The 20575-nt window shown below is 69.7% G+C and carries 17 protein-coding genes and 3 pseudogenes; 8 read left to right on the top strand and 12 right to left on the bottom strand.

All coding sequences use genetic code 11. The annotated features are described in order from the left end of the window. From ABT084_RS26405 to ABT084_RS26390, 4 genes and pseudogenes are all read left to right on the top strand, one after another. Window positions 1–168 (top strand): annotated as a pseudogene (locus tag ABT084_RS26405) (MerR family transcriptional regulator); the annotation flags it as partial. A 180-nt stretch (window positions 169–348) separates the two neighbouring features. Next, window positions 349–1224, top strand: coding sequence for a YihY/virulence factor BrkB family protein (locus ABT084_RS26400; protein WP_351048654.1), 876 nt, complete (start codon window positions 349–351; stop codon window positions 1222–1224). A gap of 129 nt (window positions 1225–1353) precedes the next feature. Then, window positions 1354–1515 carry a hydrophobic protein gene (locus ABT084_RS26395; RefSeq protein WP_351048651.1) on the top strand — a complete coding sequence of 54 codons (162 nt, stop codon included), beginning with the start codon at window positions 1354–1356 and terminating at the stop codon, window positions 1513–1515. 216 nt (window positions 1516–1731) lie between these two features. After that, window positions 1732–1923: a BTAD domain-containing putative transcriptional regulator gene (locus tag ABT084_RS26390; protein ID WP_351048649.1), complete on the top strand. Its 192-nt coding sequence runs from the start codon at window positions 1732–1734 to the stop codon at window positions 1921–1923. Between the two features lie 144 nt (window positions 1924–2067). Here ABT084_RS26390 and ABT084_RS26385 read toward each other — a convergent pair whose 3' ends face one another. From ABT084_RS26385 to ABT084_RS26370, 4 genes are all read right to left on the bottom strand, one after another. Continuing rightward, window positions 2068–3582 carry a C40 family peptidase gene (locus tag ABT084_RS26385; RefSeq protein WP_351048646.1) on the bottom strand — a complete coding sequence of 505 codons (1515 nt, stop codon included), beginning with the start codon at window positions 3580–3582 and terminating at the stop codon, window positions 2068–2070. A gap of 904 nt (window positions 3583–4486) precedes the next feature. Then, complete coding sequence (locus ABT084_RS26380; RefSeq protein WP_351048643.1) at window positions 4487–6202, bottom strand: IPT/TIG domain-containing protein; 1716 nt, start codon at window positions 6200–6202, stop codon at window positions 4487–4489. A 693-nt stretch (window positions 6203–6895) separates the two neighbouring features. After that, complete coding sequence (locus tag ABT084_RS26375) at window positions 6896–7729, bottom strand: ABC transporter permease (RefSeq protein ID WP_351048640.1); 834 nt, start codon at window positions 7727–7729, stop codon at window positions 6896–6898. Then, window positions 7726–8649: an ABC transporter ATP-binding protein gene (locus tag ABT084_RS26370; protein WP_351048637.1), complete on the bottom strand. Its 924-nt coding sequence runs from the start codon at window positions 8647–8649 to the stop codon at window positions 7726–7728. The genes ABT084_RS26375 and ABT084_RS26370 overlap by 4 nt, the downstream gene beginning before the upstream one ends. Window positions 8650–8934: 285 nt before the next feature. Between ABT084_RS26370 and ABT084_RS26365 the strand changes: the two genes are divergently transcribed. Both ABT084_RS26365 and ABT084_RS26360 read left to right on the top strand, forming a co-directional pair. Then, a complete protein-coding gene (locus ABT084_RS26365) occupies window positions 8935–10083 on the top strand; it encodes a sensor histidine kinase (RefSeq protein WP_351048634.1) in 1149 nt (382 codons plus the stop codon). Beyond that, window positions 10080–10808, top strand: coding sequence for a response regulator (locus ABT084_RS26360; RefSeq protein WP_351048631.1), 729 nt, complete (start codon window positions 10080–10082; stop codon window positions 10806–10808). Before ABT084_RS26365 ends, ABT084_RS26360 begins: the two co-directional genes overlap by 4 nt. Here the strand turns inward: ABT084_RS26360 and ABT084_RS26355 are convergent. Together ABT084_RS26355 and ABT084_RS26350 are read right to left on the bottom strand one after the other, a co-directional pair. Further along, a pseudogene (locus ABT084_RS26355) lies at window positions 10727–11281 on the bottom strand (NF041680 family putative transposase); the annotation flags it as partial. The gene ABT084_RS26360 and the pseudogene ABT084_RS26355 overlap by 82 nt on opposite strands. Before the next feature lie 78 nt (window positions 11282–11359). Further along, window positions 11360–12040, bottom strand: coding sequence for a GNAT family N-acetyltransferase (locus tag ABT084_RS26350; RefSeq protein ID WP_351048628.1), 681 nt, complete (start codon window positions 12038–12040; stop codon window positions 11360–11362). A gap of 247 nt (window positions 12041–12287) precedes the next feature. Between ABT084_RS26350 and ABT084_RS26345 the strand changes: the two genes are divergently transcribed. Then, on the top strand, window positions 12288–13601 hold the full coding sequence (locus ABT084_RS26345) for a serine/threonine-protein kinase (protein WP_351048625.1): 1314 nt from the start codon (window positions 12288–12290) through the stop codon (window positions 13599–13601). 474 nt (window positions 13602–14075) lie between these two features. On the opposite strand, the pseudogene ABT084_RS26340 reads toward ABT084_RS26345, so the two are convergent. Continuing rightward, window positions 14076–14926 (bottom strand): annotated as a pseudogene (locus ABT084_RS26340) (transposase); the annotation flags it as partial. On the opposite strand from ABT084_RS26340, the gene ABT084_RS26335 reads away from it, so the two are divergent. Further along, complete coding sequence (locus ABT084_RS26335; protein WP_351048622.1) at window positions 14925–15443, top strand: DUF6193 family natural product biosynthesis protein; 519 nt, start codon at window positions 14925–14927, stop codon at window positions 15441–15443. The pseudogene ABT084_RS26340 and the gene ABT084_RS26335 sit on opposite strands and share 2 nt — an antisense overlap. 272 nt (window positions 15444–15715) lie before the next feature. Here ABT084_RS26335 and ABT084_RS26330 read toward each other — a convergent pair whose 3' ends face one another. From ABT084_RS26330 to ABT084_RS26310, 5 genes are all read right to left on the bottom strand, one after another. After that, window positions 15716–16048, bottom strand: coding sequence for a hypothetical protein (locus tag ABT084_RS26330; protein WP_351048619.1), 333 nt, complete (start codon window positions 16046–16048; stop codon window positions 15716–15718). 280 nt (window positions 16049–16328) lie between these two features. Continuing rightward, on the bottom strand, window positions 16329–16667 hold the full coding sequence (locus tag ABT084_RS26325) for a hypothetical protein (protein ID WP_351048616.1): 339 nt from the start codon (window positions 16665–16667) through the stop codon (window positions 16329–16331). Beyond that, the gene (locus ABT084_RS26320) at window positions 16657–18168 is read right to left on the bottom strand and encodes an NF041680 family putative transposase (protein WP_351048613.1); all 1512 of its coding nucleotides are present in this window, start codon (window positions 18166–18168) and stop codon (window positions 16657–16659) included. The genes ABT084_RS26325 and ABT084_RS26320 overlap by 11 nt, the downstream gene beginning before the upstream one ends. Before the next feature lie 189 nt (window positions 18169–18357). After that, complete coding sequence (locus tag ABT084_RS26315) at window positions 18358–19590, bottom strand: hypothetical protein (protein WP_351048610.1); 1233 nt, start codon at window positions 19588–19590, stop codon at window positions 18358–18360. A gap of 102 nt (window positions 19591–19692) precedes the next feature. Then, window positions 19693–20364 carry a DUF4097 family beta strand repeat-containing protein gene (locus ABT084_RS26310; RefSeq protein ID WP_351048607.1) on the bottom strand — a complete coding sequence of 224 codons (672 nt, stop codon included), beginning with the start codon at window positions 20362–20364 and terminating at the stop codon, window positions 19693–19695. Window positions 20365–20575: the final 211 nt, after the last annotated feature.

The raw sequence follows: 20575 nt of genomic DNA, 5'->3' as shown, positions 1-20575 counted from the left end.
TACCAGCTACGGATCGCCGCCCGCGCCCGCGAACTCGTTGACCAGGGCACCCCGATCGAAGCGGCCTGCCGGATCGTCATCCTCGAAGACCAGCTGGAAGAAGCCCAGCGCATCAACGCCGAACACCGCGCCGCCGCCGAATCGGCGAACGCGTCGACCGCGGCCTGAGAACGTCGGAGACCTCCCCGACAGGCTGGGCCTGACCGTTCCAGACGGCGCACCGCTGATCGGATGGGCCAGTGCCGATACCGGGACACTCCGCCAGGGCCAAGGCCAGGTCGCAGGTGGCGACGGCACGTCGAGCGGGGTACGGAGGGTGAGAGCGGTGTCGCCGGGCAAGAGGACAGCGTGGCATCGAACACTCTCCGCACGCACCAAAGTAATCGGACCGACCGCGCCGTTGAGCTGCTGCGACGGGCGCGCTCAGCCCTGCGCGGCACCGCCGTGCGCCTGTGGCAGGACAACATCGCCGACTACGCGGCCGCTCTCACCTACTACGCGGTGCTGGCGCTGGTGCCCGCCCTGCTCGTATCGGTCTCCCTGGTCGGGCTGGCCGGGGCCGGCACCCGCGAGCGCCTGATCCTCGACCTCACCTCCTACGCCCCTCCCCAGTCGGCCCAGGTGCTCCGCGAGGCTCTGGACGGCCTCACCTCGAAGCCGTCCTCCCTGTGGGTCCTGCTCATCAGCGGTGTCCTGAGCGCTCTGTGGTCGGCCTGCAGCTACCTGGCGGTCTTCCGCCGCGCCCTGCACGCGATGCACCGGCTCCCCGACACGCGGCCACCCCTGCGCGCGGCGCACATCCTCGTCCTCACCGCCGGCGCGCTGCTGGCCCTGCTCGTCGCGGGCGCCGCGAGCCTCGTCGCGACCGGCCCCGTGACCCGCCGACTCGCGGCGGCCGCGGGCTACTCGGGTACGGATGTCATGACTGCCCTGAGGTGGCCGGTGCTCCTGGTGGTCGTCACGGCACTGATCCTCATCCTCTACCGAACCGGACCCGCCGGGGCCCGCGGAACGCGCCGGGGATTCCCGGGCGGAGCCCTGGCGGCGTTCCTCTGGCTCGGCGCCTCGGCGCTCTTCACCCTTTACACGCAGTTCGGCACCTACAGCCGCCTCTACGGTTCGCTGGCGGGGACCATCGTCTTCCTCGTGTGGCTGTGGTTCACCAACCTGGCACTGCTCACCGGCGCGCAGTTCAACGCGGTGCTCGCACAGACCAGGAAATGAACCGGCACCGCGCCGCCTCCTCCGATGACGGCTGAAAAACCTGCCCACCTGTCCCGATAAGAAACAGGTAAGTTCCGCGCGCATGCCTTCGATGGGGCCGGGCACATGATGCCTTGGAGGTTGATAATCATGGTTCCCCTGCTTCTTGTTCTTCTTCTGATTCTGCTCCTTTTCGGTGCGGGTTTCGCGCTGAAGATTCTCTGGTGGGTCGCGATCGCGGTCCTGGTGCTGTGGCTGATCGGTTTCGTCGCCCGCCCGAGGGGCGGCAGCGGCCGGTGGTATCGCTGGTAGCCGCGGTATAGATCCACAGCTCGAATGTGGTGTGGCGGTGGCCTGTCCTCCCGAACTCTGGGGACGGGCCACCGCCATGTCGCCATGTGCGGACGCCGGCATGCGGTACCGGGTGAATCCGGATATCGGGGGTAATTGTGAGGGTGCCGAGGCGGTCGCCGTGATGCAGCAGGGGACCTGCTCACCTCCAATGATCGACGGCCGTCTCGGACCCCGGTGTCGGCGTACAGGATCGGCCCGATCCGGGAGACGGCGCACCGCATCCTCATCGAGATGCACATCGCGGAGGGCAACACGGCCTGCGCGGTGAAGCGCTGCAAGGAGTACCAGCTGCTGCTGCGCCGTGAGTTGGAGGTGGAGCCGTCCCCTCTCATGACGAGACCGGTCCAGCACCTGACCTCGGCCTGAGCATCTTTGAGTCGGCTCATGCACGTCGGCCGTCGCAGGTCGGGGCGAACGGCTCAGGTCCCGCCGATGGGTCGCGGCGGGACCTGAGGGATGGGGTGAGGCGGGTCAGCGGATTACGGCCCGTGGGGGCTCGCGCGTCGAGTGTCAGCCGGCGAGCTGGAGGCGGTGGTCGTTGACGTAGGTGCCGAAGCCGGTGGCGACCTTGTGGAAGTCCTTGAAGCCGTCGCCCGTGCCGGTGCCCAGGGTGAGGCTGCCGTCGGTCTCGACCGCGAGGATGTCGGCCTTTCCGTCGCCCGTGACGTCGCCGAAGCGGAGGCGGTCGTTGCTGACGAAGTCGCCGTATCCGCTGGAGATCGTGTGGTAGTTGGAGAAGCCGTCGCCGTTACTGGTGGCGAGGGTCAGCGATCCGTTGTTCTCCAAAGCGATGAGGTCGGCCTTGCCGTCGCCGGTGACGTCGGCGAGCTTGAGCCGGCTGCCGGTGACGTATTCGCCGAAGCCGGTGGCGACCTTGTGGAAGTTGGTGAATCCGTTGCCCGTGCCGACCGCGAGGGTCAGTGATCCGTCGCTTTCCACGGCGAGGGCGTCGGCCTTCCCGTCACCGGTGACGTCACCGAACTTGAGCCGGCTGTTGTTGATGTACTCGCCGTACCCGCTGGAAATGGTGTGGTAGTCGGTGAAGCCGCTGCCCGTGCCCTTGGCCAGAGTGATCGTTCCGTTGGTTTCCAGGCCGATGAGGTCCGCCTTGCCGTCGCCGTCCGCGTCGACGTAGTTCAACCGGTCGGCGCTCACGTGCAACCCGAAACCGCTCGCGATCTTGTGATAGTTGGTGAATCCGTTGCCCGTGCCGTCCGCTGCGGTGATCGAACCATCCGACTCGAGAGCCACCAGGTCGGCCTTCCCGTCACCCGTCAGGTCGCCGCTTCCCGCGTCGGTGATGTTGTCGTAGCGGCGGGGGCTGAAGGTGCCGTGCCCGGAGAAGTACGGGTACGGGATCTCGCGGTGTACCGCTCCCGTGCTGCCGGCCTGCTCGTAGGCGTCGTATCGGGTGTGTTCGGCGTTGGCCCAGCCGTTGAAGACGACGACGTGGCCGCTGGCGCCCGGGTCGGGGTTGAGCAGGATGTCACCGGGCTTCAGGGACTCCTTGCCGATGGAGGACGTGAAGTCCAGCAGGGTGCCCGTCGTCTCACCCCAGTTGTTGGCCGAGGAAGACGCGAGGTGCCAGGCCATGGAGACGAAGCCCGAGCAGTCGGTGCGGTAGCGGCCGTTGGCGTCCGAGCGGTAGCTGGTCATGCTGTACGGGACCCCGGCGTCCACCCAGGTCCTGGCACGCGCTATGACCTCGCTGCGGCTGATCCGACCGCCGGTGCTGGAGTCGACGGCGGTCTGTGCCTGAGGGGCCAGGAACAGCTGGCCCGGCTTCGCGGTCTTGGCGGCCTTGGCCGCGGCCGCCGTGAGCTCCGCCTTCGTCGCGGTGGTCGGGTTGGGCACGGTCGGCGTGAACGGCGTGATGGTGCCCGTGTCGGCCTGAGCGGTCTGCGAGACGGCCGGCGCCGAGGGGGCCTCCGCGGCCTGCGCCTGAATCGTGCTGGTCAGCACGACGGAGGCGAGGCCCGCGGCGAGCAGGGCGGTGGCGGACGAACGGCGCAGGGAACGGGACATCGAAAACTCCAGAAAGGTGAATGGTTCGAAGAAAGTGGGGGCCGGCGGCTGGGCGTGGGCAGCCCTGATCGGCTCGCGGCGAGGAAGGGGCGTCCGTGGGGACGGTGGCGGTGCGTCAGATCGCGTCGGATCGCGTCAGGCCCGGTGGCGTCGGATCGCGTCACGTCCGGTTGCGTCGGATCGCGTCAGTCCGGTCGCGTCAGGGCCGGTCGCGTCGCTTCGGGTCGGACCGAGAGAGGCGACGGGACGGGCGCGTGCGGCCGCGGTGATGGCCGCCCGGTGAACAGCGTGTGTGGTCGGGCTGTTCGAGGGCGGGGAGGAACGTCGCGTGGCCATGCTGAGGGGGCTTGGAGTGCCCGCGCTTCGGAGCCGACCGGTCAACGGTGCGGGCGGAGCGTGGTCGTGCCCGGCTCCGGCCGGTGCTACGGGTGGCCCCGGTTGTCCAGCACCGCCGCCGCGGCGATGAGGTCGAGGGTGAGCACCGCGGTGGCCTGGGCGAAACGCGTGCGAATCACGAGAGTTCTTCCGTTCTTGAGAGCTGTCGGCGCGTCGCACTGGTGTCCTGAACCAGTCGCGTCCCGCGGCGGCCTTTCCGATCCGAGTGCCTTCCGGATCGGTGTCCGTCGGGCAAGAACAACTCTCGTCGCAGGTCAGCACGGTGGGAAGGGCTCTGGGGTGGACGGAACCGGCAGCGGCCGCTTGCGTCCACCCACCCACGGTCGTGGTCATGCGGCGTGGGCCCCGGGCGCGGATGACCGGGTACGCGGCGCCGTGACCCCGTACGGCTACGTTCGGGGCCACGGCGTCGGCCTGGAGCCTGAGTCGGCGACCGTGCAGTCCACCGGGCTCAGCAAGATCAGCGGCGAGCAATGGATGCGCGCCCGGGATGGCCGGGCTGTGGGGGTCAGGTGCAGGTGACCAGGACGATGGAGAGGGCGGTGCAGGTCGCGGCGGCGGTGTCGTTGGTGCGGTTGGGGTCGGTGGGTGCGGAGGCGGTGCGCGCCGCGGTGGCCTTGAGCGGGCCGAGGGTCAGCAGGTGCAGGGGGACACGGAACGTCTTGCTCGCGCTCGCGTTGTTGGCGATCGTCCCGTAGGTGCACGTGACCGTGGTGGCGGCGCTCGTGCATCCGGCGGAGAGGTTCGTAGCGGAGGCGCCGGGCGGGAGTGCGGCGGTCAGGGTCGCGGAAGTGACGGCGCCGGGGCCGGTGTTGTGGGCGGTGAGGGTGTAGGTCAGGTAGGGCACCAGGATGCTCAGCTGCGGCTGGGCGGTGAGGTTGACGGCGATGTCCGCGGGCGGTGCGAGGTAGGTGTATTGGTCGGCCGCGGTCACCGGGCTGGTGCCGCCCGGGGTGGTGACCCGTACGTCGACCGGGCCGGCCGCGTGGGCGGGGACGGTGACGGTGCAGGTGGTGGCGGTGCAGGTGACGCCCGTGGCGGGGGTAGCGCCGAAGGTGACGGCGGTGGCACCGGTCAGGTTGGTGCCGGTGACCGTGACGACGGCGCCGCCCGCGGCCGGGCCGGAGGCGGGGCTGATGCCGGTGACGACCGGCGCCGCGGAGCCGACGTTCAGTACGTCGAGGGTCTCGCTGCCGTTCTTGAGGACGTAGACCAGGGTGCCGTCCGGGCTCACTCCGGCGTCGACGGGGCCGCCTCCGACCGGGACGGCCTCGGTGACGGTGTTGGTCGCGGTGTCGATCACCGACAGGGTGTTGCCGCCGATGCCGGGTACGTACGCGGTCGTGCCGTCCCGGCTGACCGCGGCGCCACCGGGGTAGGACCCGGTGGTGATCGTCGCGCGGACCGTGAGCGTGGCCGGGTCCACCACGGACACGAGGTCGTCGCGCCCGTGGCTCACGTACACCGCCCCGCTGACGGGGTTGACCGTGACGGCGAACGGCTGGTGGCTCAGTGGCACGTTCGCGGTGACGGTGGCGGTGGTGGTGTCGATGACGCCCAGCGTGTTGTCGCCCAGGTTGGTGACGTAGGCGCGCGCGCCGTCGGGACTGAAGGCGACGTCGCGCGGGAACGGGCCGGTGGTGACCGACGCGGTGACGGTGTTGGTGGCGGTGTCGATGACCCGGATCGCCCCGTTGGGGGAGGCCGAGTCGACGACGTAGGCCCGGGTGCCGGACGGATTGACCGCCACCGTGGTGGGGTCGTGGATGCCTGTGATGGTGGTGGTCACCGTGTTGGTGGCGGTGTCCACGACGCTGATCGTGGCGGCGCCGCGGTTGACCACGTACAGGTGCGCGCTGTCGGGGGTGACCGCGAGCCCGGCGGGGCCGTTGCCGACGGGGATGGTGGCGGCGACGGTGTTGGTGGCGGTGTCCAGTACGGTCACGGTGTTGCCGGGAGTGCCCATGTATACGCCGGAGTTGCTGACGTAGACGTGCTTGCCGTCCGGTGCCACGGCCAGGTTCTCGGGGTTCGCGCCCACCGGGACCGTGGCGACCACGGTCGGCGTGAGCGCGGCCGCCGGGGTGGCGCTCAGGGCACCCAGGCCGGTCACGGCGAGGGCGAACGCGGCGGCCACCGCTGTGCGGCGGCGTCTGCGTCTGCCGGTGTGGGTGTGGGTGTGGGTGTTGGTGTGGTGCGGGCGTAACCGGTTGATCGTGGACACGGTGAATCCCCCCTCAGAGGCCGCGACACGACGGCGGGAAGCGGAGGCCCCCGGGGACCGGCGGTGGCGCGGTCGCACAAGGCGCCCCTGCCGCCGGCGTCGTCAACCACCCCCGCGGACGACAGGCGCGCCCCTCGCACACCGTCACGGCGGTATCGCGCCCGCGACGGCCTTTGGACCCGGCCCGGGAACCGGGCGCAGCGAATCGTCGACATCGTCCCAGCGGACCGTCTCGTACCGTGGGGAACTTTCGCAGTTGTTCGTTTTGGATCAAGTGATGACTGGTTTTGTTCGGCTCGTATGGGCGGGCTCCGCTGCGCCATCGGGCGCCGGGGCCGTGTCGGCCATGCGGGACACGAGGGTGTCCGCACCCCCCACCCGTTGCATGGGCGCCACTGGACCTCGGTGAGCGCCGCCTGCGTGCCGACGTGGGCCGGGACGGCGACGGGGAGGCGGCGACGGGGAGGCGGCGACGGGGAGGCGGCGACGGCGGCCTTGGCCGCGAATGATACGCCGCGCATGTGAAATCCCTTGTGATTAAGGGGAATTGGACGCTCCATGGTGCTTCATGCGCCTTCGGTGGGGATGGTCCCTGACCGTTGGGTGCCAGCCTTTCGCGGCGCATGGCAACCATGTGACAGCCGGATCCGGATGCTCGGCTCAGGCCCTGCCGATCGCGCACTCGGGGCGCCTTCACGCATCGCGGCGACGCACGACGAGGAGGGCGAGGACGACCGCGATCACGGGCCAGAGCGTGTAGACGGACCAGGAGCCGGGGACCGTGGCGGAGTACGCGAGGGAGTCCGGGTCGGGCGGCCAGTTCTGGACCAGGCGCTTCCAGGCGGTGAACGGCATCGCGTGGCTGAGGGCGGCGGACCAGGGTGCGCTCTGCGAGAAGATCGGCGGCAGCATCAGCAGCGTGAAGACGCTGGTGACCATGGTGGCGGCGCTGTGCCGGATCAGGGAGCCGAAGCCGAGGCCGGTCAGGGCGCAGACCGGGGCGAGCAACGCGGATGCCACCAGGGCCCGGAGCACTCCGGAATGGGTGAGGGTGACCCCGGCGTGGTGCCCGTTCAGGATGGCCTGGGAGACCAGGAACGAGCCGGTGGAGATGACCGTACCGAGCGCGGTCCACAGCGCGGTGGTGACGGCCGCCTTGGCCAGCATCACCGCTCCGCGGGCGGGGACGGCGACGAGGGTGGTGCTGATCAGCCCGCTGCTGTACTCGCTGACGACGGTGAGGGCGCCGACGCTGCCGGCGACGAGCATCAGCGTCATGTAACCGGCCGGGGGGAAGGCGTCGAAGACCAGGAAGCCCTGTTCCGCCCTCGCTTCCGGGGTCATCTGTCCGAGGCTGTCGTACCGCGCCAGCGCCGCCACGGCGGCCGCCCCGATGACGAACAGGCTGGTGAACGCGAGCGTCCAGGGGGTCGAGCGCAAGGACCGCAACTTGATCCACTCGGCGGCCAGCAGGTCGCGGAAGCGGGCGGGCGGCTCGACCGGGGCGGAGGTGGCGCGTGCGGTCATCGGGGCTGCCCCGCCAGGTATTCGACGCTGCCGGCGGTGAGTTCCATGAAGGCTTCCTCCAATGAGGCGGTGCGGGGGGTCAGCTCGTACAGCGGAATCCGGTGTGCGAAGGCGAGTGATCCGATCCGGTCCGCCGACAGGCCGGTCACGGTGAGCCTTCCGGCGCCCGCCGAGGGGCTCTGGGGTTCGACGACGCCGCCTGCCGCGGTGAGCGCCGCCGTCAGTTCGGTGGCCTTCGGCGTGCCCACCACGACGGTGCGGCGGGTGCTGCGGGCCGCGAAGTCCCATACCGACTCGGCGGCGATGAGCCGGCCCCGGCCGATGACGACGAGCTGGTCGGCGGTGTTCTCCATCTCCGACATCAGGTGGCTGGAGAGGAAGACGGTGCGGCCTTCGGCCGCCAGGCGGCGGAAGAGGCGGCGCATCCAGAGCACGCCCTCGGGGTCCATGCCGTTGACCGGCTCGTCGAAGATCAGTACGGGCGGATCGCCGAGCAGCGCACCCGCGATCCCGAGCCGCTGCTTCATGCCGAGCGAGTACCCGCTGATGCGCCGGGCCGCCGCCTCGGCCAGCCCCACCTCCTCCAGTACCTCCTCCACCCGCCGCGGGGGCAGGCCGTTGCCGCGGGCCAGCGCGGACAGGTGGTCGACGGCGCTGCGTCCGCCGTGCACCTGGCCGGCGTCGAGGAGGGCACCGACGTGCCGCAAACCGCGCGGGAGGGTGCGGAAGGGGACGCCGCCCACGGTGGCGGTCCCGCCGGTGGGCGCGTCCAGTCCGAGGATCATCCGCAAGGTGGTGGTCTTGCCGGCTCCGTTGGGGCCGAGGAACCCGGTGACCAGGCCCGGCCGCACGGTGAAGGACAGCCGGTCGACGGCGGTCTTGGCGCCGTAGCGCTTGCTGAGTTCGTTGACTTCGATCACAGGAACAACCCTGCCGGGAGACCCCCATCGGGGCATGGGGCCGTGGGCGGCCATCGCGCGGCCGGACCCGCCCACGGGCGTAAGCCCCCGGGCCGATGCCGTGCGCCGGGTGGCTGAGTACTGTCGCCGCATGATGCATACCGCACCTATCGGCCCCTCGCCCGTACGCCCCGTACGCCTCGCAGACCCTGTCGGCTCCGTACGCTCAGCGCGCCGCGGTCCGTCCCCTCACCTGGCACGACGTCGATGACGGTGTCGATGACGCGGACGAGGACCGCGGCATGGGTGGGCGGTGTTCTGTACCTCCTGACGGTGGGTCTGCTGGTGGGGGGCGCCAACCGCGCCTCGGGCACGGTGCACGCCGTCGGGGCGCTGCTCGCCGTGAGCCTGCTCGTCGGTGTGCTGCGGAGGAGGCCGCTCCTGGCCCTGGTCATGACGGTCTTCGGATCCACGGCGGTGGTGGTCGGCACCCCGGGCTCCGTGCACGAGAACCTGGCGGTCGGCTACCAGGCGCAGTTCCTGTCGTACCTCGCGGTGGACTTCGTACTGGGCTTCCTCGTCGCCACCTGTGCGCGGCGGGCCGCGACCGTCGCCGTGGCGCTCTCCTGCGCGGTGCAGCTCCTGGTCATCGGAGTCTTCGCGCACGGGGACAACCTGACCGTGAACGTGGTGATCGCCCTGTTGGCGATGGCCGCGACGTGCGCGGCCGGGCTGCTGAGCCGCGAGCGTCGCGAGCACGCGGTGGAGCTGCGCGCGCAGGAGGTGGCCGAGGCCGTGACCGCCGAACGGCTGCGGATCGCGCGGGAGCTGCACGACATGGTCGCGCACAGCATCGGCATCATCGCCATCCAGGCGGGGGTGGGTAGCCGGGTGATCGAGACGCAGCCCGCGGAGGCTCGCGAGGCTCTGCGGGCCATCGAGGCCACCAGCAGGGAGACCCTCTCGGGGCTGCGGCGCACGCTGGTGGCCCTCCGTCAGGCGGGCCCTCGCGCCGCGGACTCGGAGCGGGCGTCGCTGACGCCGTCGCCGGGTCTGGCGGACGTCGGACGGCTGGCGGCGGACACGGCCGGGGCGGGGGTGCGTGTCGACGTGAGCCACACCGGTGACCAGCGCCCTTTGCCACCGGACATCGATTTGTCGGCTTACCGTATCGTGCAGGAGGCGCTGACCAATGTGGTCCGGCACGCGGGCACCGGGCACTGCCGGGTGGCCATCGACTACGGGACCGAGGAGCTGTCGGTGGAGGTCGTCGACGACGGGCTGGGCGCCTCCGGGGGCGGCTCGTCCCAGGGCTTCGGCATCGTGGGGATGCGGGAGCGGGCCGGTCTGCTGCGCGGTCACCTGGACGCCGGGCCGCGTGCCGGCGGCGGCTTCCGGGTCGTGGCGCGGCTGCCGCTGCCCGCGCCGTCCGGAGCCTTGGCGGAGGGCCGGTGACCGACGCTCCCGTCCGCGTCGTGCTCGTGGACGACCAGCCGTTGGTACGGTCCGGGCTGCGCGTGATCATGTCCGACCACCACGACCTCGAGGTGGTCGGGGAGGCCGCGAACGGCGTCGAGGCGGTCCGACTGGTCAAGGACGTCAACCCCGACGTGGTGGTGATGGACATCCGGATGCCCGGCATGGACGGGATCGAGGCCACGCGTCTGATCACGGCCGGTCCGGTGGCGACCCGTGTCCTCGTCCTGACCACCTTCGACGAGGACGATCACGTCTACGGCGCCCTGCGGGCCGGGGCCAGCGGCTTCATGGTCAAGGACATGGCGCTGGACGACATCCTCGCGGGGATCCGGATCGTCGCCGCCGGAGACGCGCTGATCGCGCCGGGTGTGACGCGCCGTCTGATCGCGGACTTCGTGGGGCGTCCGAGCGCCGCTCCGGAGCGCGCCGCGCGGCCGGTGGAGGGCATCACCGAGCGGGAGCGGGAAGTCCTGACCCTCATCGGGCGGGGCCGGTCGAACAACGAGATCGCGGACGACCTCTTCATCTCCGTGGCAACCGTCAAGTCCCACGTGTCCCGGCTGCTCACCAAGGCCGGGGCCCGGGACCGGGTCCAACTCGTGATCATGGCCTACGAGATGGGGCTCGTCGCACCGACGCCGGGTGGCCGTCCGGGGCCAGCGCCTCGGGGTTTGGGAACACGGGCCGGGCAGGCGAGGTGAGCACGGATGTTCCTGAACCCCCGGCGGACCCTGACTGGGGTGAGTCGGTCGGAGGTGGTGGGTTTCTCCCAGGGCCGGCGGAGGTCCGCAGCAAGGGGGCGGGCGAGCCGGAGCTGGGTGTGGGCGACGATCAGGATCCAGGTCCAGCGGTCCGCGGCCTCGGGGGTGCGGAGTTTGGGGGTCGTCCATCCGAGGGTCTGTTTCGCGAAGCGGAACGTGTGCTCTAGGTCGAATCGGCGGAGGAATGCCTGCCAGAAGCGGTCCACGTCGTCCGGGGTTGCGCTGGTCTTGGAGGACCATAACCACACCGGCGGGGCATCCCGTTCCTTCGAGAGGTGCTCGACCTTCAGGCGGATCAATGTTCCTTCAACCAAGGGCAGTTCGCCGTCGTGGTCGAGCCATGAGGAGCGGTGGGTGAGTCTGGGGTGGACCCGGTCCCATGCCTGGGTTTCGGCTTTTCCGTAGTTGGTGGTGTTCCCCGTCAAGTTCTTCTGTTCAGTCTCCTGCGCTCCTGATGTCTCGGCGGACAAGCCTCAGGGTCTGCTCCGGACTCAACCGGAACAAGCCCTGTATGCAGTTGCTGGACCGCCAGCAGGTGGCATGAACTCGTCAGCGAGCAAGCCCATCATCACGACATCGAGATGCTGGCCGGCAGAGAACACTTGGTCGCGGAGGCGACCTTCTTCAACGAAACCGAGCCGCCGTTGGAATGCCAACGACACCTCGTTGTCTGCGAAGACCCGCGCTCCGCACTTATGAAAGCGCCGCTCGTCGAACATGAAGCGCAGCAGCATCAGCACGGCTTCTGACGCGTAGCCTTTGCGCCGATGGCCAGCCTCCATCGTGACGCCGTACTCGAACCAGCCCGCGCGTGGATCAGCCTGGTGCGAGCCAACAGCACCGACTATCTTTCCCGTGTCGACGGCTTCGATCGCCAAACCGAAGCAGTCGCCCTCGGATTTGGCAGCGGCCTGCTCTTTCGCCCAGGCGCGGAATCCCTCCGCAGAGCGGGGTGGGTTGAGCAGGTCTCCCAACCGCTCCTGGACCCAAAAATCTCCGATGGCGCTTCCGGCGGGGTCAGTCCGAGCAGGGCGGCGAAGACGGCGGGACGCTGCGTCATGCTGGGGTTCTCCTGATCTCGACGGATTGAGGCAGTGGGGCGCCGGCCGCTTGGCGACACTGCGGCGCCCTGGATCTCCCCGGCTGATCTGGCCGAGGCGAGATGCGTTCACGTGGCCGGCCAGTGGGTGGCCGGACGATGTAGCCGGCGGGTCGGCGGGCGTACCGTCCTGATGCTCCGAGCAATTGGCCAGGGATGTCGGGTACTGGCCGAGAGCACTTGCTCAACGGCCGTCGTATCCCAGCCGCGTGGGCAGCCGCGGCTGGAATGAAGTCCGCAAAGTCGCTTGCCCATGGGGACATCAGCAGGTGGCATGCTGCGTGGGCCATGTGGATGGGGGAACAGTGCAGCAACTACTGATGGACGATCCAGTGGAGATCGGCGGCTACCAGCTGCTGGGCCGGCTCGGTCAAGGTGGAATGGGTGTGGTCTACATCGGCCGCGGCCCGCAAGGCAACGTGGTGGCCATCAAAGTGGTACGCCCCCAGTACGCGAACGACAACGAGTTCCGCCGCCGGTTCATGCGCGAAGTTCGCCTCGCGCAAAGAACGACAGGACCGGGACTGGTCGAGATCGTTGCCGCAGACACAGATGCGACCCAGCCATGGCTAGCCACCGAGTACATCGCGGGCCCCACCCTTGCCGACGCGGTCGTTCAGCACGGCCCACTGGAAACGTCCGCTTGGGCGGGCTTGGCCCACCAGCTGGGAACGGCTCTGCACACCGTTCACGAGGCTGGCACCATGCATCGCGACCTGAAGCCCGCCAACGTCCTGCTGTCACGCACGGGCCCGCGCCTGATCGACTTCGGCATCGCCCGCGCGCACGGCGACACCGCACTGACCAACGTGGGCCAGACCATCGGCACGATCGGATACATGGCACCCGAGTACCTCACCACCGCAACAGCGGACGAGCGCGCCGACCTCTTCGCGTTCGGAGCCGTCCTCGCCTACGCAGCAACCGGACGACACCCCTTCGGACACGGACGCTGGGAGCAGGTGCAATTCCGATCCGTTCACGAACCGCCGGATCTCGCCGGACTCTCCCCCCGCATCGCCGACTTGCTGGAAGCACTTCTCGACAAGAATCCGTATCGACGCCCGCCCCTGATCGCTGCACTCCGCGAGATCCCCGCTCCTGACCCGGCGCAGGCCTGGCTTCCCGCGGCAATCCTCGCCGACATCGCAGCTGCCGCAGAGCATCTCCTTCGTCTGAAGGCACCCCGGAACAGCCATCCCATGGATCCACAGCCTGAGCCCACGCCGACACACACGTTTCTCGAGATCGTCCCCGCGCCCCCACGCTCGCGGCTCTGGGGACGAATGAAGGACGCCTTCAACGGAGTTCCCGTCGACGACACCGCCTCTGGCCCTGACATCCAGGAACTGCGCCTCAGCCGCGCGGAGGCCCAGTCGGGCGGACCCATGATCTTCTCGGCGAGCCTCCATGAGCCGTGCTCCGCCTGTAACGGACGGGGAATGACCGCTGCACGACTTTGTCGATCATGCTCAGGCTCCGGTCACGTCCCCGGTACACGCCGGCCAGTCGCTATTGCTTTTGCGCCTGGAATCAGCTCCGGCACGTTCCTTCTGCTGCCGGGAATGGGGTACCGAGACAGCGAGGGAAACCGCGGCGATCTGTATCTCAGAGTCAGCGTACTGGCGCGATGACAAGGGCACGGAGAACGGCGAAGTAACGTCGGCGGCAGGTGTCGACGGTCTGTCGGACAGCCGTCGCCTTGTCGAGCGCGAACCCCTTGGCGAGGGCCGTCGGCCGCACCCTCTCTCCTTCGCGATCTCGCCGAGCAGCCCGCTCCTCCGGCCGCAGGTCTCGAACCCGGCTGCCGGATCTTGACCGGCAGGGCGTAGTTCCATCACCCGCAGCCGACATCTGCTCGCACACCCCGACAATGAGCAGGGGACTCCAGGAGCTCGGGATCCACAGTGCCGTCCGGCGCAACGAACACCGGGTCGCCGGGCCGAAGCCCGATCCGGGCTACCGCCGCAGGCAGGTCCTGAACCCCGAGGACGCCCTCCATCGGGAGGGCGTCCCACCGGTCCGGGTCCGGAACCCACACCACTTGCCACTCGGTCAACCGAAGCCTCCCCTGACGCTTGAACTCAACGAATCATCAGGGAAGTCGCGTCCGTGACGGTGGTGATCGCGGGCTCGGGCCAGGTTTCCGGCTTGGTGAAGCGGAATTCCGGGCCGTGCTTGGGTGGCCGGCCGTTGACGCCGTGCATCCGCGGTGGTTCGGCAGGCGCATGACGCGGTCGGAGCGGACCCGGCCGACCAGCTCGACGGGCAGGTCGCGCAGGACCCAGGCCAGGCGGGTGACGTCGTAGCCGGCATCGCTGACGATCACCATGGCTGGGTCCCCGGCCTGCCACTGGCCTGCGGCGATGAGTCGTTCAACGACTCCTCGCAGCTGGTCGGCGGTGACCGCGGTCGCGTCGTCGACCGGTCCGAGCCGGACTGCGTCCAGGATCGCGGTCCAGGACGTGGCGCCCGGCTCCAGCACGGCGACGAAGGAGTAGGGCCAGCCCGGGATGAACTGCGATGCCGTCTTCGCGCGGCCGTAGACGTGGCAGAACAGGCGCTCCGCCGAGCACGGCGCGTCCGAGCGAAGCCACGGCGACACATCGACCGCCAGGACCAGGCGCCCGCCTTCGAAACGAGGCAGCGACAGCCCGGCCAGCACGGTCCGCAGCCGACCGACGTCGAGCCGGCCGTGGTTCAGGCCGCCGTACATTGCTCCGTGCCCACGACGATGCTCGGGCAGCAGCGTCAAATCCACCGGGGACTTCACCGCACCGTCCCCACACAGCACCGCGTCCACAAGCTCGAACAACTCGTCGCGCCGAGCGGTCAGACACTCGTAGAACTCGCCCCGGAAGCGTGACGCTTCCGCGAACGCTTCCCTCCGAACAGCATCAGGCAGCAAACTCACCCCACGGCCTTCGTCGTGATCACGTGCACCTTGGTCGGAGCACATGATCAGACGAAGGCCGCCTCCACATTCAGGTTTTCCTGCTCGGGTGATCAAGTTCGACCGATCGTTCGACTGTCGACGGGGGCGATCCAGGCGGCACGAGGCCGTGCATGGTGACCTCGTGGACACGACTTCATCGACGGCGATCGTCGAGGCAGGCTGGCAAGCCGTACGGACTGATGGGCGCGTACGGACCGCGCTTCTGGCCGCCGCGTACGCAGAGCCCCGCTTGCGGCAGCTGTTTCCCTGGACTGGGATGGGTGAACTGCATTTCAGCCGCTGCACCGAGTATCGGCACACGTGGGACATCCCTCACATCCAGCCGGCAGCCGGAGGCGGCTACTGGGTCTCGGGGCCCCTCCGCACTGAGTCCGTAGGACCGGCGGATACACCCGGACAAGCCATCGCGATGGTCGTGCAACGCCTGCCGCTCGGCTGTGGTCCCGCGTTCGTGGGCACGCCCGAGGAACTCGCGAGGCACGAGGCGACTGAGCGCCAATCCGAGACGGACGAAAGTTAAAGAACAAGCTGAGTGCCTGTTCCATATCCCCGTCGTCGCAGGTGGAGGCTGGGTTTCAGGGATACCCGCCGCGAGATGCGTTCGGGGAGCGGTCATAGTGACCGCCTCCCGAACGGAAGCTCTGGTGTCGGTGAGCCTGTTGTGGAAAGTGCGGCGGTCACCGCCACCACCGCGTTCCGGACTCGCCGTTGACGGGGGCGAACGCGGCCCGAAGGGCTCTACTCCGAGGGTAGCGCCGCCGGCTGCGGGGTCCGGTGCCCCGGCTCCCAGTACTAGAGTGGGTTGATGAACGCGCCGCCGTGAAAGTAGGGAACCACCCGAGGCTTGTTTACTGAGTCGCCGCCTTCGGTATCCGCGACGAGACCGGCGGTCAGAACGGGGGCGGTGGCCAGGGAGTAGGCACGGGCGAGTTCCGCCAATGCCGCAGAGTTCTGGCCGGGTTGGGTGTCCGCGAGGTGCTCGGCCTCGCGGCCCATGGACCGCAGGAGCTGGTCGCGGGCTTCGGCGGCGGCAGGGGACACCACGGTCGTGGCACCTTCCGCGAGGGCCTTGCGGGCTTCTTCGCTCAGGGTCACCTGGAGGGGCTCCGACTTACTGGTCGTCACGGCTGCTCTTCGGGCTGGACGAGTCGGGTCGGGACCAGGCCCCGGTGGGCCCGGCCAGCGACTCTCCCAAGATCGTCCAGGGGCGTGCCCGCGGCGTGTGCCGTGTCCGCCCCGATTGACCGGTACTGGTCGATGGTTGGCGCGGAACGGGAGAACGGCTGATCGAGTGCAGAGTCCCCGACATCGCCTGAGCGGGCGCACGCCTCGTAAAGCATCCGACACAGCGCCCTCTCATCACTCCTGTCATGCCTAGTTCAGGAACAGGTGCTGACCTTGCCGTCTAACCTCCGGTGCCCGACGGGGCAGGTTCGATCGGCGTGGCGAGGGCTACTTGGGCGGTCCATGACCAGGGCTCCGGGGGCAGATCCCAGGTCACCTCGACGTTGGTGTCGTGGACGTCGCGCGCGAGTTCCACCACCATGACTGCCGCAGCGGCTCGCGCGTCCTGCGGGTCGGTGTTGATCGGAATGTCCAGGCGCCCGCAGAGCATGCCGCCTTCTACGGGTTGGATCATGAAGCGCCAGCCCTCCGGCGTCGCCAGCAGGACGATCCCCTTCGGAATGCCCCAGGCGGGCCGCTTCATCTTCTCCTTGCGTCTCACCATGTCGCTATCCAACATCGCCGGGATCGTGGCGATGAACGGGGGTCGCGGGGCCGCTGCCTCGGCGCGGTTTAGTGCCTTTCTTGTGGTGAGCGGGGCGGGCGTAGGGCTCGCCGGTGGCGAGGACACGTCCGACGTCGTAGCGGGTGGCGGGCTGTCGGTTCTTCGAGCCGACCGGGCGTCCGGGGCCGGGGCGAGTGGGTTTTGGTGCACCGGCTGGCGTGCCCGTCTTCGCGTGCAGGTTCCTGAACCCTCGCCGGACCCGGGCGGGGGTGAGTCTGTTCGGTTCCGCGGATCGTTCCCAGGGACGCCGGAGGTCGCGTGCGAGTGGGCGGGCGAGGCGGAGCTGAGCGTGTGCGGCCAAGACGAGCCATGTCCAGCGGTCTGCCGACGCCGAGTCCCGCAGCTTGGGCCTGGTCCCCCCGAGAGTCTGCTTGAGCAGCCGGAAGGTGTGTTCCACGTCGAAGCGGCGGAGGAACGCTTTCCAGCACCGGTCGACGTCGGCGGGGCCGGCGCCGGTGCCCGACCACCACAGCCAGACAGGCTTGTTCACCCCGCCGCTGGGCGGCTTTTCGACTGCCAGCCGGATCACGGTGTCCTCGATGATGGGCAGCGGTCCCTCGTGGTCGAGCCAGGCCGCCCGGCGGGTCAGCCGGGGGTGCAGCCGGTCCCATGCCTGTGCGGTCGCCGCCCCGTATCGGTCGGTGTTGGTGACGGTCGCCGCGGTGACCTCGCCCCAGGTCTCGGGTCGGCCGAAGACGAACTCGCCGCCGTGCTTGGGCGGGCGCCCGCCCTGCGGCGGGCAGATCCACGGCACCGGAACGGGCTTGCGCATCACCCGGTCCGAACGGAGCCGGCCCAGCACCTCCACCGGCAGGTCGGCCAGGAGATGGGCGATGCGGGGCGCGTCGTAGCCTGCGTCCAGCACGGCCAGGACCTCCGGGTCGCCCTCACGCCACTGGCCGGCGTCCACGAGACGTTGGACGACGTCGCGGACCTGGCTGGCGGTGACCGCGGCCAAGTCGGCGCCGGGTTCCAGCCGGATCGCGTCCAGCAGCGCGGTCCACGAGGTCCGGCCGGTCTCCAGGGCGGCGACGATCGAGTAGGGCCAGCCAGGCACCATCTGGTGCTTGCCCAGACCGCAACCGAAGGTATGGCAGAAGGAGCGGTCAGAGGAAGTATCGGCGTCCGGCCGTAACCACGGCGAGACGTCCGCCGCCAGAACCAGCCGACCGTCGCCGGCTCGGGGAAGCGGCACGCTGGTCAGTGCTCGTCGCAGCCGGGCGAGGTCGATCCTGCCGTGGTTGATCCCGGAGTACAAGGCCCCGTGCCCGCGTCGATGCTCGGGAGCGAGCGCCAGGTCCACGAGGGTGCGGACCGGACCGTCGGTGCATAGCAGCGCGTCGCACAGCTCGAACAGGGCGTCACTCCGCGCGGTCAGGCACGCATACAACTCCGAGCGGAACTCCGCCACCACCGTCAACGCGTCTCGCTGAACCTCGTGCTCGACCAGTCCCACGATTCCGGCCTCCGTACTGCGCTGTCGCTCAGCACAGGATCGGCCTGCGGCGCCTCACACCGCTGGTGAACTGGGAAAACACCGAACAAGTTCGACACCCGTTCGACGCCAGACCATAAATGCCAAGCTGACCGCCGCCCGGTCGTGGGGGGCGGGACGTGAGACGTGAGACGTGAGACGCGGGACGTGTCAGAGTCTGCTCGGTGTGCGGTGCAGGAACTCCAGCCGCTGCTGGGCCAGTTCGATGTGCCGGGTGTCGGGGGACGGTAGCGCGCGCAGGAGGGCGATGAGCTCCGGCGCGGTGTCGATGGCCGTCGCCGGATCCTTGAGCTGGGTCCAGCAGTAGAGGGCGCCCGCCGCCGCCGCGTGGACCTCCGGTGCGTCGGGGGACTGACTGGCCAGCCGGATCCGTCCGGCGCTGGTCCACAGCTCGGTCGCGAGGCCGAAGGCCCCTGCCATCCGGGCGAGGTCGGCGCGGATCTCCAGCCAGCCCGTCGCCTCCGCCGACCCGTACCCCTGGTGCTGGAGGACGTACTGCTCCCAGGCCTGGGCGAGGGCGGCGGCCTCGGTGTGCCGGCCGGAGGTGGCCAGGGCGTGGATCCGCGGCCGCGGATCCGGTACCGCCTCGTCAACGGCCGACCCCGGACCGGGGGCTTGTGCCGGTTCTGCCCGCACGGACGGCTCTGGGGCGACGGCGGGTTCGGCCGGCCTCGCGGAGGCCGGAACGGAAGCTGACACGGAGGCCGAGACCGCGAGTTCGCGGGCGGTCGGCAGGACGAGGGTGCCCGGTGGCAGCGCCGCCGCTCCCGCGGCGAGGGAGTGCAGGTGGAGGTTGGACGGGCGGCCGGGACTCGCGGCGAGCTGATCGATCCAGCACCTGGTGTAGCTGCTCACGGCGTTCCCGCTGCCGGAGGAGCCGGGCGGGGCGACGACCCCGTACACCTCGGCCGACGGTGACGAGGGCAGGCTGCCGTACTCCTGGAGCAGGGGCCATGCCGCCTTGTCCGCGACCAGATCGATCAGCACCGTCGTCAGGCCGGCCGGACGGTCCCGCAGTTCCGTACCCAGCCACTCCCAGGGCAGAGCGGTGTAGCGGACGGAGCCGGGCGTCGTGCCGGCCAGCGCCAGGTGCAGTCGGCGGCCGCGGCGGTCGAGGGTGAGACGGCCCGACAGGTAGACCAGCAGCGGGCCCGGGGTGGCCGCGGCCGTGCGCAGCCGCGTCAGGACCAGGTTCGGGTCCTGGGCCCCGTCGAGGTAAGTCGTGTCACAGGAGAGCCCGCTGTTGAGCAGCATCGACACGGGAATCACCCCGAGCGCGGCCAGATTGGCGCTCGGTGCCACCTGTACGGCGCGGCGGTGCACCGCCGTACCTCCCGCTATGAGAAGGACGTGCCCCCGCTGCTCCAGCCCCAAGTTCTGCATGAACAGACCGTACTCATAGGAGGAGGCGCGGACGGCACGGCCTGCTCAGAGCTCGTTCGGCCGCCAGGTGGTGGGCGTTGACCCCGCCGTTGACCCCGCCGGTCACAGGCTGCGGGCGGTGACGTCTCCGTAGGCGGTCGTCGCGTGGATGGTCAGGGCGGAGTCGGCGCCGTCGGTGTTCTTGAGCGTGTTGTGGATCCGGCCGTACGAGGTTCCGGCGTCCAGGGAGGCGGAGGCCCCGCGGGCGGCGCCGACCGAGATGCCGCCGTACTCGGTGCGCAGCGTGACCGTGCCGCGCACGGCCTCGGCGATGTGGAGGTCGCCCTTCTTGGTGCTGATCTCCGCGGAGCCGCCCAGGCGGCCGACCGAGATGCCGCCGGCGAGGAGGGCGAGGCGGGCGCTCGCGGCCTCGTCGAGCTTGACGGAGCCCTGCGCGGCCTCGAAGGCGACGTCGCCGAGCCGTCCTACGCCGCGGAGTTCGGCGTCGGCCGCCTTCGCCTCGACGTGGGAGCCGGAGGGCAGCTGGACGGTGACTTCGATGGCTCCGGAGGCGCCGAGGATCTGGTTCTTCGCCTCCGGCGCGCTGATCCGCAGGACGCCGTCGCCGTAGACGACCTCGGTCTCCTGCGCCGCCTTGACGTCGCGGCTCTTGGAGGCGTTCGCGGGGCGGACCTCGACGACGGTGTCGGCGCGGTCGGCGGCGATGAACTGGATGCGGCCGGCGGGGATGTCGAGGACGGCGGTCACGGTGGTGGGGGTGGCGAACTTCTGCATGGTGTCTTCCTTCGGTTCGGTTCGGGCCGGTCCTGTTCGGTTCGGCCCGTTCGTTGTTTCCGTTGATGGAAAAGCTACGTTGCGTTTCCTTGGATGGCAATTAATTCGTTGCGTTGAAGTTGCATTTAGCCAGGTCAGAGACTGTTATTTGTTGCAATGGTTATGGGTTTAACGCAACAGTCGTGGCTCCATTCGTTGCAATGAGTGGAGG

It is taken from the genome of Streptomyces sp. NPDC002138 (assembly GCF_040296485.1).
Taxonomy (GTDB): domain Bacteria; phylum Actinomycetota; class Actinomycetes; order Streptomycetales; family Streptomycetaceae; genus Streptomyces.
Note: the sequence above shows the minus strand (reverse complement) of the source record. Positions and strands in the feature narration are given on the sequence as shown.

Excerpts from the sequence above, each read along its gene's own strand:
- ABT084_RS26395 (WP_351048651.1), top strand. The coding sequence starts at position 1,354 with ATGGTTCCCCTGCTTCTTGTTCTTCTTCTGATTCTGCTCCTTTTCGGT.
- ABT084_RS26385 (WP_351048646.1), bottom strand. The coding sequence starts at position 3,582 with ATGTCCCGTTCCCTGCGCCGTTCGTCCGCCACCGCCCTGCTCGCCGCG.
- ABT084_RS26375 (WP_351048640.1), bottom strand. The coding sequence starts at position 7,729 with ATGACCGCACGCGCCACCTCCGCCCCGGTCGAGCCGCCCGCCCGCTTC.
- ABT084_RS26345 (WP_351048625.1), top strand. The coding sequence starts at position 12,288 with ATGGACGATCCAGTGGAGATCGGCGGCTACCAGCTGCTGGGCCGGCTC.
- ABT084_RS26335 (WP_351048622.1), top strand. The coding sequence starts at position 14,925 with ATGATCAGACGAAGGCCGCCTCCACATTCAGGTTTTCCTGCTCGGGTG.
- ABT084_RS26325 (WP_351048616.1), bottom strand. The coding sequence starts at position 16,667 with ATGTTGGATAGCGACATGGTGAGACGCAAGGAGAAGATGAAGCGGCCC.
- ABT084_RS26315 (WP_351048610.1), bottom strand. The coding sequence starts at position 19,590 with ATGCAGAACTTGGGGCTGGAGCAGCGGGGGCACGTCCTTCTCATAGCG.
- ABT084_RS26310 (WP_351048607.1), bottom strand. The coding sequence starts at position 20,364 with ATGCAGAAGTTCGCCACCCCCACCACCGTGACCGCCGTCCTCGACATC.